The sequence below is a fragment of the Streptomyces sp. NBC_00252 genome (genome assembly GCF_036187565.1).
In the GTDB taxonomy this organism is placed as follows: domain Bacteria; phylum Actinomycetota; class Actinomycetes; order Streptomycetales; family Streptomycetaceae; genus Streptomyces.
The window spans coordinates 8,363,784-8,376,690 of record NZ_CP108087.1 but is presented as its reverse complement, the minus strand read 5'-3'; the positions used below and the strand labels follow the sequence as shown (position 1 = coordinate 8,376,690).

Annotated in this window: 9 protein-coding genes; 5 read left to right on the top strand and 4 right to left on the bottom strand. The window is 71.4% G+C overall.

All coding sequences use genetic code 11. The annotated features are described in order from the left end of the window. Positions 1-7 precede the first annotated feature (7 nt). Together OHT77_RS37200 and OHT77_RS37195 are read right to left on the bottom strand one after the other, a co-directional pair. On the bottom strand, positions 8-943 hold the full coding sequence (locus tag OHT77_RS37200) for a LysR family transcriptional regulator (protein ID WP_328832738.1): 936 nt from the start codon (positions 941-943) through the stop codon (positions 8-10). Positions 944-984: 41 nt separating this feature from the next. Further along, positions 985-2,466, bottom strand: a complete 1,482-nt coding sequence (locus tag OHT77_RS37195) for a helix-turn-helix domain-containing protein (RefSeq protein WP_328832737.1) — start codon at positions 2,464-2,466, stop codon at positions 985-987. A 180-nt stretch (positions 2,467-2,646) separates the two neighbouring features. Between OHT77_RS37195 and OHT77_RS37190 the strand changes: the two genes are divergently transcribed. Next, on the top strand, positions 2,647-3,468 hold the full coding sequence (locus OHT77_RS37190; RefSeq protein WP_328832736.1) for an FAD binding domain-containing protein: 822 nt from the start codon (positions 2,647-2,649) through the stop codon (positions 3,466-3,468). After that, positions 3,465-6,206, top strand: a complete 2,742-nt coding sequence (locus OHT77_RS37185; protein WP_328832735.1) for a molybdopterin-dependent oxidoreductase — start codon at positions 3,465-3,467, stop codon at positions 6,204-6,206. Before OHT77_RS37190 ends, OHT77_RS37185 begins: the two co-directional genes overlap by 4 nt. On the opposite strand, the gene OHT77_RS37180 is transcribed toward OHT77_RS37185, so the two are convergent. Continuing rightward, on the bottom strand, positions 6,121-6,609 hold the full coding sequence (locus OHT77_RS37180; RefSeq protein WP_328832734.1) for a molybdopterin-dependent oxidoreductase: 489 nt from the start codon (positions 6,607-6,609) through the stop codon (positions 6,121-6,123). The genes OHT77_RS37185 and OHT77_RS37180 overlap by 86 nt on opposite strands. Before the next feature lie 205 nt (positions 6,610-6,814). Between OHT77_RS37180 and modA the strand changes: the two genes are divergently transcribed. From modA to OHT77_RS37165, 3 genes are read left to right on the top strand one after another with little or no spacing between them, the layout of a single operon-like run. Beyond that, positions 6,815-7,636: a molybdate ABC transporter substrate-binding protein gene (gene modA / locus OHT77_RS37175; protein ID WP_266766830.1), complete on the top strand. Its 822-nt coding sequence runs from the start codon at positions 6,815-6,817 to the stop codon at positions 7,634-7,636. Further along, on the top strand, positions 7,633-8,490 hold the full coding sequence (gene modB, locus OHT77_RS37170) for a molybdate ABC transporter permease subunit (RefSeq protein WP_328832733.1): 858 nt from the start codon (positions 7,633-7,635) through the stop codon (positions 8,488-8,490). The genes modA and modB overlap by 4 nt, the downstream gene beginning before the upstream one ends. Continuing rightward, a complete protein-coding gene (locus OHT77_RS37165; protein ID WP_328832732.1) occupies positions 8,487-9,566 on the top strand; it encodes an ABC transporter ATP-binding protein in 1,080 nt (359 codons plus the stop codon). Before modB ends, OHT77_RS37165 begins: the two co-directional genes overlap by 4 nt. Positions 9,567-9,963: 397 nt before the next feature. Here OHT77_RS37165 and gcvP read toward each other — a convergent pair whose 3' ends face one another. After that, on the bottom strand, positions 9,964-12,849 hold the full coding sequence (gcvP, locus tag OHT77_RS37160) for an aminomethyl-transferring glycine dehydrogenase (RefSeq protein WP_328832731.1): 2,886 nt from the start codon (positions 12,847-12,849) through the stop codon (positions 9,964-9,966). Positions 12,850-12,907 lie beyond the last annotated feature (58 nt).

Genomic DNA, 12,907 nt, shown 5'->3' with positions numbered 1-12,907 from the left:
CCCGCTTCTATGAGCGGCCGTCGCCCAGGTAGGTGTGCAGGAGTTCGTCGAGGGCGTCCCGTACGCCCGCTCCCCTGGCCACCTTCAACAGGGCCTCCGCCAGCACCGATTGGGGTTCGCTGCGGGCGACGACCAGTCCGACCCGGGGACCGTGCGCGGGCCCGTTCAGCGGTACGACCCGCATGCCGTCGGGTACGTCGAACATGTGCAGCCAGGCGTGCGAGATCACGCTCGACCAACGGCCGCCGGGCAGCAGGGTGTAGAGCCCGGCGACGCTGTCCGACTCGACCGCCGGGGAGGCCGTCGCGCCCTCGGCGGCGAAGCACTCGTCGATGATGCGGCGGTTGCGCATCCGCGAGTTGAGGAGGCAGAGCGGCAGCGTGGCGGCCTGGGCCCAACTCGCCCTGGGGACACCGCCGAGCGGCCCGTCGACCGGGGTCAGCAGGACGTACCGCTCCTCGTAGAGCGGGAAACGGCGGACGTTGCGGAGCGTGTCGTCGTCGAGGTACGTCATCGCCGCGTCGAGCTCGAACTCGGCGAGCCCGTGGGTGATGTCGACGGACGCGAGCGACTCCAGGGCGACCCGGGCCCGGGGGTGCCGTTCGCAGAACGGGGTGGTGAGGAGGGACGCGGCGGGCAGCGCGGTCGGCACCACCCCGAGGCGCAGCGTGCCGGTCAGTCCGCCCCGCAGCGCGGACAACTCCTGGTGCAGCGCGTCCTGTTCGGCCAGGATGCGGTGCGCCCAGGCGAGCACGACCTCGCCTTCCGGGGTCAGCCCCTCGTACCGCCGGCCGCGCCGCACGATCGGTACGTCCAACTCGTGCTCCAGGCGCCGGATCGCGGCCGACAGCGAGGGCTGCGAGACATAGCAGGCCGCCGCGGCACGCGCGAAGTGCCGCTCACGGGCGAGCGCGACCAGGTACTCCAGCTGACGCAGCAGCACGCCCGACCTCCCCTGGACCACCGGACCGTAGAACGTGCAGGTTAGGCGCTCTCCGTCCGGCACAACAGGGCCGCCCACAGGTCGAGGCGGTCGTAGAGGCGGGAGAGGTCGCGGCCGGTGAAGTGCTCGATGCGGCCGATGCGGTAGTGGACGGTGTTGACGTGCAGGTGCAGCGCCTGGGCCGTCCGCGCCCAGGAGCCGTCGCGGGCCAGGAAGGTCTCCAGGGTCTCCAACAGGACGGCGTTGGAGCGCAGTTCACCGAGCACGGTCCGGCTGTAGGCGGTACGGACCTCCGCCGGGACCCCGGTGAGCAGCGCGTCGAGTCCCGTGAGCGCCGAGGCGTCCGCGAGCGCGGAACCGCCGGGCCCCGCGATGCTCCGCGCCGAGGCAAGGCCGTAACGCGCTTCCGCCAAGGCCCCGTTGAGCGCCTGGGCGACGTCGACAGGGGCACCGGTGCCGCCGTGGAGCGGCACTCCGTTCTCGGCGGCGGCGACCAGCGGCCAGACGTCCTGGAGCGCCCCGACCTCGATCCCGCACACGACCGCGAAGGCGGTGCCGTCCGCCAGCCGCCCGACCGCACCCTGCCCCGCGTGCGCGACCACCTCGGCCAACGCCCCCTCCGCCGGCCCGGCCCGCTGGGCCCCGGTCTCCGCGACGAGCACCCGGTACGGCCCCTCGTCCGGCAGCCCGCAGGCCCGTACCGCCGCCGTCACCGTCGCGCCGTCGACACCCGGCGCGACGAGCAGCGCCCCCAACTCGTCGGCTGTCCGCCGCTCTTCGGCCCGCGCCCGAACCCGCGCCTCCTGGCAGCGCCCCAGCACCGAGGCCAGCTCGTGCACCATGCGCGGCGGCGCGTCGTCGGGGTCGGGGAGGTAGAGGTGCCAGCGCTCGTACGGCGAGACCCCGTCGGCGTCGACGGGCACCGCCTCCGCCAGCAGACCCGCCGCCTTCCCCACGGGTATCTCCCGAGCGCCCGGCGTCGACGCGACCGTCCGGCCGGAGGGCGTGAGGACGTAGGCGACGGCCCGTTCGAGGTGCGCGAAGGCGGTAGCGACGATCGCTTCCGGGCCTGCACCCTGCGCGGCCATGCGGCTCAGCCGCCCCCGCACGTTCTCGGGCAGCGTGTGCCGGCGGCTCAGCTCGCCCCAGCGCCCGAGGTACACGGTGTCGGTGATCGCGCGGAACATGATGTGCGCCGGCACGGCGGCCACCGGCACCCCGTGCCGCACGCACGCCTCGACGAGGTCGTCCGGCACCGAGCCGTGCGTCTCCTCCCCGGCGAGCAGCGCGGCGGCGCCCGCACCGCGGAGCGCGGACACGAACCGCTCGGCCCGCCCGGGCCCGTCCTCGGCGGACCACCACACCAGCCCGCTGAGCACCACCTCGTCCCGCCGGACGAAACGGGCGGGGTCCTCCAGGTCGGTCACGGTCACTCCGCTGATCTCCCGGGCCAGCTGGGCGTCCTCGGCCCACAGCAGCCGCAGGCCGAGGGACTCGTCCTGAAGAAGGTGTTCGACGTGCATGGTTCCGGCTCCTCGCATCTCGCATTCGCCAGGTGAATGCGAGTGATTGCATGGTAAGTGCAAGATCAATCGGCCGAAACGCCTCTTGGTTGATCCTCCAGGGTCTCGGCGTGGAACGTCGGTGTTTCCGTGCTGTGAACCAGTCGTCCCGACCGGGTCCGCGTTGCTTCACTGGCGGTCATGGACCTGAACACGGTGGCCGAGATTCTCGACGCCCGGCAGCCGACACCCTGGCGGCCGGGCGACGCCTGGCTCGGCGGCGGCACGTATCTCTTCTCCGAGCCGCAGCCGCACCTGCGCCGCCTGGTGGACCTGAGCCGCACCGGCTGGACGCCCGTCGAGCGCCACCCGGACGGTTCCCTGGAGATCGCCGCGACCTGCACGATCGCCCAACTCTCCCGTTTCGCGAAGGAGTTGAGGACGACCGCGGCCCCGCTCGTCGAGCAGTGCTGCCGTGCCTTCCTCGCATCCTTCAAGATCTGGAACATGGCGACGGTCGGCGGCAACCTCTGCAACGCCCTCCCCGCGGGCCCGATGATCTCCCTCACCGCCGCCCTGGACGCCGAGTACCTGCTCCTGGCCCAGGACGGCGTACGGCGCCGGGTCCGCGTCGCCGACTTCGTGACCGGCGCGGGCCGCAAGGACCTCGCCGACGGCGAACTCCTCCGCTCGATCACCGTCCCGGCCCGCGCCCTGACCTGCCGCACGGCCTTCCGCCAGGCCTCCCTCTACGGCCTCGGCCGCTCCGGAGTCCTGGTCATCGGCACCCTGGACCCGCTCGACGGCTCGCTCGCGCTGACGATCACCGCGTCGACGGTCCGCCCGTTCCGCCTGTGGTTCCCGCTGCCCCCGACGGCCGGGGAACTGCGCACGAGCATCGCCTCCGCCGTCGCCGACGACGAGTGGTTCGACGACATCCACGGCCTCCCCGAGTGGCGGGCGCACATGACGTTCCGGTACGCGGAGGAGATCCGCCGGGAGCTGGGAGAGACGGCAGCATGAAGATCGAGGTCAACGGCCGGTCGTTCGCCGAGGAGCCCCGCCCGGGTCAGTGTCTGCGGACCTACCTCCGCGAGCGCGGCTGGTTCGGCGTGAAGAAGGGCTGCGACGCGGGCGACTGCGGCGCCTGCACGGTCCATGTGGACGGCGAGCCGGTGCACAGCTGCCTCTACCCGGCGTTCCGCGCCGACGGCCGTACCGTCACCACGGTCGAGGGCCTGGCCGACGAGAACGGTGAACTCCACCCCGTCCAGCGGAAGTTCCTCGACGCGCAGGGCTTCCAGTGCGGCTTCTGCACGGCCGGCTTCCTGATGACGACGGCCGCCCTGAACGAGGACCAACTCACCGACCTCCCCAGGGCGTTCAAGGGCAACCTCTGCCGCTGCACCGGCTACCGCGCCATCGAGGACGCGGTACGGGGCGTCCGCCACGCCGAGGCACCGGGCGCGGGCGAGGCGGTGGGCCGCAACCTCCCCGCCCCCGCCGGACCCCAGGTGGTCACGGGCACCGCCCGCTACACCTTCGACATCGACGTCCCCGGCCTGCTCCACATGAAGCTCCTCCGCTCCCCGCACGCCCACGCCCGCATCACCGCGATCGACACCACGGCGGCGCTCCAAGTCCCGGGCGTGCACGCCGTGTTCACCCACTACGACGCCCCCGAACGGCACTTCTCCACGGCCCGCCACGAACACCCCACCGAGGACCCGGACGACACCCGCGTCCTCGACGACACCGTCCGCTACATCGGCCAGCGCGTCGCCGCCGTCGTCGCCGACAGCGAGGCCGCCGCCGAGGAGGGCTGCCGACGCGTCGAGGTGACGTACGAGATCCTGCCGTCGGTCCTCGACCCGGAGGCGGCGATGCGCCCCGGCGCCCCGGTCGTCCACGACAAGGACGCCGTCACGGCCCGCATCTCCCGCCCGCAGAACAACGTCGTCGGCGAGGCACACGGCGAGATCGGCAGCGTCGATGCGGGCTTCGCGGAGGCCGACGCGATCCACGAGTCCACCTACCGCACCCAGCGCGTCCAGCACGCGAGCCTGGAGACGCACGGCGCGGTCGCGTGGTTCGACGAGGACAACAGGCTGACGGTACGCACCAGTTCACAGACCCCGTTCCTCACCCGCCGCGCCCTCTGCGCGCTCTACGACCTCCCCGAGGAACAGGTCCGCGTCGTCGCCGGCCGGGTCGGCGGCGGCTTCGGCGGCAAGCAGGAGATGCTCGTCGAGGACATCGTCGCCCTCGCGGTCCTGCGCCTGCGCCGCCCGGTGAAACTGGAGTACACCCGAGCCGAACAGTTCTACGGCGCGACCACCCGCCACCCCTTCACGATCCACGTGAAGGCAGGCGCCCGCAGGACCGGCCGACTCACCGCACTCCAACTGCGAGTCGTCTCCAACACCGGCGCCTACGGCAACCACGGCCCCGCCGTCATGTTCCACAGCGTCGGCGAGTCCATGGCCGTCTACCGCGCCCCACACAAGAAGGTCGACGCCTCCTCCGTCTACACGCACACCGTCCCGGCGGGCGCCTTCCGCGGCTACGGCCTCGGCCAGGTGATGTTCGCCGTGGAGTCCGCACTCGACGAACTGGCCCGCCAACTCGGTCTGGATCCACTGGAGTTCAAGGCGAAGAACATCATCGGCCCCGGCGAGGCGATGATCACCCCGGGCGGCGAGGAGGAGGACCTGCACATCGCGAGCTACGGCCTCGACCAGTGCCTCGCCATCGTCCGCCGCGCGCAGGCGGAGCCGGTGACCGAACTCCCCCCGGACGGCTGGCTGGTGGGTGAGGGCACGGCCCTGGCGATGATCGCGACCGGCCCGCCGGGCGGCCACATCGCCGACGCGAAGGCGAGCCTCCTGCCCGACGGCGGCTTCGATCTCGCCGTGGGCACGGCCGAGTTCGGCAACGGCACCACCACGGTCCACCGCCAGATCGCCGCCGGTGAACTCGCCACCACCGTTGACCGCATCACCGTCCGCCAGTCCGACACCGACGTCGTACGGCACGACACGGGCGCGTTCGCCTCCACGGGCACGGTCGTAGCGGGCAAGGCCACACTGCGCGCCTCCAGGGCCCTCGCCGACCACCTGCTCGACTTCACCGCAGCCCACCTCCAACTCCCGCGCGCAGACTGCACGTTGGCCGAGGAGGCCGTCCTGCACCCGGGCGGCCGCCTCACCCTGAAGGAGCTGCACGCGGCGGGTGCGGCGGTCGGGGTGGAGTTCAGCGCCGACGGGCACTTCGGCGGGACCCCGCGCTCGGTGGCCTTCAACGCCCAGTGGTTCAGGGTCGCGGTGGACCCGGACACGGGTGAGATCCGCATCCTGCGCAGTGTGCACGCGGCCGACGCGGGCAAGGTGATGAACCCGATGCAGTGCCGGGGTCAGGTCGAGGGCGGGGTCGCGCAGGCGCTCGGCGCGACCCTCTTCGAGAACGTCCGCGTCGACGAGCGGGGCGAGGTGGAGACGGCGGCCTTCCGGCGCTACCGGCTCCCCCAGTACGCGGACGCGCCGCGCACCGAGGTGCACTTCATGGAAACGGCGGACGCCATCGGGCCGTTGGGCGCCAAGTCGATGAGCGAGAGCCCCTTCAACCCGGTCGCGCCCGCCTTCGCCAACGCCCTGCGGGACGCGACCGGCGTGCGCTTCACCGAACTTCCGCTGACCCGAGACCGGGTGTGGCGGGCACTGGCGGAAGCGTCCGGTACCCCCCGTCCACCCGTATCGCCCTGATCCCACTGATGTGCCGGGCCCCGCAACGGTCCTGGGGAAGCACCAGTTGCGGTCCTGCGCGGTCGAGCGGAGTGTCGTCGATGCCGACGGCGAGCAGAACAGGGGCATGAGCGAAGTCGGGGTCGATCTCGGCCCAGGACAGCAGCGCGTGGTGCCCGTCCGCACCGCTGACCGCGATGAGGAAGCGCAGCCGGTCCTTGCGGCGGACGGGGTCGAAGCCGGGGCCCGCCGAGGACAGGACGTCGTAGAGACGAGGTCCTTCGAAGCGGTGCACCTGGGTGCCGCTGGTGGCGCACTCGAAGCTGACCCGCACCCGGTGCTGCGGCCAGCCGAGCAGGTCGGGCACGGTCAGCCGGGCGGGGCGGGCCAGGTCTCCGGTCAGGTCGAGCTGCGCGAGCGTCACGAGCCATCACCTCCCGGAATGTGGTACCCGGACGACCCTCCCGTACAAACGCACATGCGCACCCCGCAAGCCAATAGCGCAGCTCATGCGACGCGACAGGAGACTTATGCCTTGCAACTGCGGCAGTATCATCGCGGCACGGCCATTGCGGCCGGGCAAGGGCGCGACGATCCCTTATCAGCAGAATCAGAGGAGTAGAACCGTGATGACCCGTTCCGCGCGTCGGACCCGCCGGACCCTGCAGGTGGCCGGTGCAGGAGCCGCCGCGCTGCTGGCCCTGAGCGCCTGCTCCTCCAGCGACGACTCGTCCTCCTCGAAGTCCGACTCCTCGGCCTCCGCGTCCCCGAAGATGTCCGGCACCGTCACCGTGTTCGCCGCCGCCTCGCTCCAGGAGTCGTTCACGACCCTGGGCAAGGAGTTCGAGAAGGCGCACCCGGGCACCAAGGTCACCTTCAACTTCGGCGGCAGCGACACCCTCGCGGCCAGCATCACGGGCGGTGCCCCGGCCGACGTGTTCGCCGCCGCGAGCCCCAAGACCATGGCGATCGTGACGGACAAGGGCGACGGCGTCGGCACGCCGGCCACGTTCGTCCGCAACCAGCTGGAGATCGCCACCCTGCCGGGCAACCCCGACAAGGTGACCTCCCTGAAGGACCTCACGAAGTCCTCGCTGAAGGTCGTGCTCTGCGACAAGACGGTGCCGTGCGGCGCCGCCGCCCAGAAGGCGCTCACCGCGAGCAAGTTGAAGCTCACCCCGGTGTCGTACGAGGCGGACGTCAAGTCCGCGCTCAACAAGGTGGTGCTGAAGGAGGCCGACGCCGCGGTCGTCTACAAGACCGATGTGCACGCGGCCGGCAGCAAGGTGGAGGGCGTCGAGTTCCCCGAGTCCGCCAACGCGATCAACGACTACCCGATCGTCCTCCTGAAGAACGCGCCGAACGCGGTCGCCGCCAAGGCGTTCATCGCGCTGGTGCAGTCCGCCGAGGGCCAGAAGGTGCTGTCCGCCGCGGGCTTCCTCAAGCCGTGACTCTGCCCGACACCTCCGACGCCGCGGCCGAGACCCTCAAGGGCGGGCCGCGGCGTCGCCGCGTCCGGATGACCGGGCGGGGAGTGCCGCTCCCCCTCCTGCTGCCCGCGCTCGTAGGACTGGCATTCCTGCTCCTCCCGCTGATCGCCCTTCTCGTACGGGCCCCTTGGCGCTCCCTCCCGTCCCAGCTGACCAGCACGCAGGTCTGGCAGGCGCTGCAGCTGTCCCTGTTCAGCGCGACGGCGGCGACGGTCGTGAGCCTGGTCCTGGGCGTCCCGCTGGCGTGGGTCCTGGCCCGCACGGAGTTCCCCGGCCGCGGCTTCCTCCGCGCCCTGGTGACCCTCCCGCTGGTCCTGCCCCCGGTGGTGGGAGGCGTGGCCCTCCTCCTGGCGCTGGGCCGCAACGGCGTCGTGGGCCAGTGGCTGGACTCCTGGTTCGGGATCACCCTCCCCTTCACCACGACCGGTGTCGTGGTCGCGGAGTCGTTCGTGGCGATGCCGTTCCTCGTCATCAGCGTCGAGGGCACCCTGCGCGCCGCCGACCCGCGCTACGAGGAGGCCGCCCAGACCCTCGGCGCCTCCCGCTTCACCGCGTTCCGCCGGGTCACGCTCCCGCTGATCGCCCCGGGCATCGCCGCGGGCGCGGTCCTCGCCTGGGCCCGCGCCCTGGGCGAGTTCGGCGCGACGATCACCTTCGCCGGCAACTTCCCCGGCCGCACCCAAACGATGCCCCTGGCGGTCTACTTGGCCCTCCAGAACGACCCAGAAGCAGCCATCGCCCTGAGCCTGGTCCTGCTGGCCGTGTCGATCGCGGTCCTGGCAGGCCTACGGGACCGCTGGATGACCACGTCATGACCTACACCAAGTCCTACGACCCCGAACTCCCCGGCGCCCAGGGCCTGGACGCCCACCTCGTCGTGGACCGCGGCACGTTCCGCCTGGACGTGGAGCTGACGGCCGCCCCCGGAGACGTCGTGGCCCTGCTCGGCCCGAACGGCGCGGGCAAGACCACGGCGCTCCGCGCACTCGCCGGCCTGGCCCGCCTGACGGACGGTCATCTACGGCTGGACGGCGAGGAGTTGGACCGCACACCACCGGAGTCCCGCCCGGTGGGAGTCGTCTTCCAGGACTACCTGCTCTTCCCCCACCTCACCGCCCTCGACAACGTCGGCTTCGGCCCCCGCTGCCAGGGCGCGACCAAGGCGGAGTCCCGCGCGGTGGCAGCGGAGTGGCTGGACAGGATGGGCCTCGCCGAGCACGCGTCCGCCAAGCCCCGCCGGCTCTCCGGCGGCCAGGCCCAACGCGTGGCCGTGGCAAGGGCGTTGGCAACCCGCCCCCGCCTGCTTCTCCTGGACGAGCCCCTCGCCGCCCTGGACGCCCGCACCCGTCTGGACGTAAGAGCCCAACTCCGCCGCCACCTGGCTGAGTTCGAGGCGGTCGCCGTCCTGGTCACCCACGACCCCCTGGACGCCATGGTGCTGGCCGACCGCCTGGTCGTGATCGAACACGGCACGATCGTCCAGGAAGGGACTCCGGCCGACATCGCCCGCCACCCGCGCACGGACTACATCGCCCAACTGGTGGGCCTCAACCTCTACAAGGGCCACGCAGACGGCCACCAGGTCGTCCTGGACTCGGGCCCCACGATCACCACGACCGAGGAACTCCAGGGCGAGGCCTTCGTAGCCTTCCCACCCAGCGGAGTCACCCTCTTCCGCACCCGCCCCACCGACACCAGCGCCCGCAACCTCTGGCACTGCGAGGTAGCGGGCCTGGAATCCCACGGCGACCAGATCCGCGCCGACCTGACCGGCGAACTCCCCCTGACCGCCGACCTGACAACAGCCGCAGCGGCAGAACTGGACCTACACCAGGGCGCGTCGCTCTGGGCAACAGTAAAGGCCACCCAGACCCACGCGTACCCGGCGTGAGCTAGGGCCTTGCGGCTCGGCAGCGCCGCCCCATAGCGGCACGGGGCTGCATCAATTCGCGGCTCCGCCGCAGGGCGCGACCGACCCGCCACTGCAGCGCCCCAAAAAAGCGGCACGGGGCTGCATCAATTCGCGGCTCCGCCGCAGCGCGCGACCGACCCGCCACTGCAGCACCCCAAAAAAGCGGCGCGGGGCCGTATCGATTCGCGGCTCCGCCGCAGCGCGCGACCGACCCGACACTGCAGCACCCCAAAAAAGCGGCGCGGGGCTGCATCAATTCGCGGCTCCGCCGCAGGGCGCGACCAGCCCATCGCTGCAGCGCCCCATAGGGGCGCGGGGAACTGCGCGACCAGCCACAGCGCACCCGCGCCCGACATCCGACCTACAACCGGACCGCTCAGTCCTCGTACGCATCCAACGGCGGGCAAGAACACACCAGGTTCCGGTCCCCGAACGCCTGGTCGATCCGACGAACCGGCGGCCAGTACTTGTCGGCAACGGAAACCCCCGCCGGGAACACCGCCTCCTCACGCGTATACGCGTGCTCCCACTCCCCACCCAGCGCAGCCGCCGTGTGCGGAGCGTTCCGCAGCGGGTTGTCCTCCCCAGGCCACTCCCCCGACCCGACCTTCTCGATCTCCCCACGAATGGCGATCATCGCCTCGCAGAACCGATCCAGCTCGATCAGATCCTCGGACTCGGTCGGCTCGATCATCAACGTCCCGGCCACCGGGAACGACATCGTCGGCGCATGGAACCCGTAGTCGATGAGCCGCTTCGCGATGTCGTCGACGCTGACACCCGTCGCCTTGCTGATCGGCCGCAGATCGATGATGCACTCGTGCGCGACAAGCCCACCGGGCCCGGTGTAGAGCACCGGGTAGTGCGGCTCAAGCCGCTTGGCGATGTAGTTGGCGCTGAGCACAGCCACCTGAGTGGCCCGCTTCAGCCCCTCCCCACCCATGAGCCGGACGTAGGCCCAGGAGATCGGCAGAATCCCGGCAGAACCCCAAGGCGCCGCCGAGATGGGCCCCACTCCCGTCTCGGGCCCAGCCGCAGGCTGCAACGGGTGGTTCGGCAGATACGGCGCCAGATGCGCCCGCACACCCACAGGACCGACACCCGGACCGCCACCACCGTGCGGAATGCAGAACGTCTTGTGCAGATTCAGATGCGAGACGTCCCCGCCGAAGTGCCCCGGCTTGGCAAGCCCCACAAGGGCGTTGAGGTTGGCGCCGTCGACGTAGACCTGCCCGCCGGCCTCATGGACCTGCGCGCAGATGTCGGCGACGTGCTCCTCGAACACCCCGTGCGTGGACGGGTACGTGATCATCAGCACGGAAAGCTCGTCACGGTACTGCTCGATCTTCGACCGCAGATCCTCGACGTCGATCTCGCCGTCCCCGGCGGTCTTCACAACGACGACCTTCATCCCGGCCATCACGGCACTCGCGGCATTGGTGCCGTGCGCGGACGACGGAATAAGGCAGACAGTCCGCTGCTCGTCACCGTTGGCCCGGTGATACCCGCGAACGGCAAGCAGCCCGGCCAACTCGCCCTGCGAACCGGCATTCGGCTGCAAGGACACCTTGTCGTACCCGGTGACCTCGGCGAGCCGCTCCTCCAACTCCCGGATGAGCGTGAGGTATCCCTGCGCCTGCTCGGCCGGCGCGAAGGGGTGCAGCTGCCCGAACTCGGGCCAGGTGACCGGCTCCATCTCGGTGGTCGCGTTGAGCTTCATCGTGCAGGAGCCCAGCGGGATCATGCCCCGGTCGAGCGCGTAGTCCCGGTCGGCGAGCCGCCGCAGATACCGCAGCATCGCGGTCTCGGAACGGTGGTCCCGGAACACGGGGTGCGTGAGGTAGGCGTCGGTCCGCAACAGCCCCTCGGGCAGCGTGTCCTCGGCGGCCCCGTCCAGCGACTCGACGTCCCCGTCGACCCCGAACGCGGTCCATACGGCGGCGAGTTGGTCCCGCGTGGTGGTCTCGTCACAGGCGATGGACACCTGGTCGGCGTCCACGAGCCGCAGATTGACCCCGTCCTCGCGAGCCGCGGCGACGACCTCGGCGGCCCGGCCCGGAACCCGTACGGTCAGCGTGTCGAAGTAGCCACCATGCACGACCTCGACGCCGCCCGCGGTGAGCCCGGCGGCGAGGATCGTGGCGTAGCGGTGCGTCCGCCGCGCGATGCCCTTCAGCCCCTCGGGCCCGTGGTAGACGGCGTACATCCCGGCCATGACGGCGAGCAGCACCTGGGCGGTGCAGATGTTGCTGGTGGCCTTCTCGCGGCGGATGTGCTGCTCGCGGGTCTGGAGCGCGAGGCGGTAGGCCTTGTGACCGTCGGCGTCGACGGACACGCCCACGAGCCGCCCGGGCAGGCTGCGCGCGAACTTCTCGTGCACGGCCATGTATCCGGCGTGCGGCCCGCCGAAGCCCATCGGCACCCCGAACCGCTGCGTCGTACCGACCGCGATGTCCGCCCCCAGCTCACCGGGCGACTTCAGCAGCGTCAGCGCGAGCAGATCGGCGGCGACGGTGACGAGCGCGCCCAGCGCGTGCGCCTGCTCGATCAGCGGCTTGATGTCGCGTACGGCTCCGGAGGCACCCGGGTACTGCACGAGCACGCCGTTGATCTCGCGCTCGGCGACCTCGGCCGGGATGCCCTCGCTGAGGTCGGCGACGACGACCTCGACACCGGCCGGCTCGGCCCGGGTCTCGATCACGGCGATGGTCTGCGGCAGCGCGTCCGCGTCGACCAGGAAGAGGCCCTTCTTGTTCTTGCCCATGCGCCGCGACAGGGCGACGGCCTCGGCCGCGGCGGTGCCCTCGTCGAGCAGGGAGGCACCGGAGGTCGGCAGCCCGGTCAGCTCGGCGACCATCGTCTGGAAGTTCAGAAGCGCCTCGAGCCGCCCCTGGGAGATCTCCGGCTGATATGGCGTGTACGCCGTATACCAGGCCGGGTTCTCCATCACGTTGCGCAGGATCACCGGCGGGGTGAAGGTCCCGTAGTACCCGAGGCCGATCATGGAACCGAGGACCTCGTTGCGGTCCGCGAGGGAGCGCAGCTCGGCCAGCACCTCGGCCTCGGTGCGGGCACCCGGCAGGTCGAGGGAGTCGGCGTTCTTGATCACGTCCGGGACCGCGGCGGCGGTCAGCTCGTCGAGCGAGCCGTAGCCGACCTGCGCGAGCATCTTGGCCCGCGCCTCCTGGTCGGGCCCGATGTGACGCTGCTCGAACGGAATGCCCTGTTCGAGCTCGGAGAGCGGAATGCGAGGGGCGGTCATTACGGAGGCCTCCTGGTCAGACACGACCTTCGAGGGACACCACGGCGGTGGGGTGCCC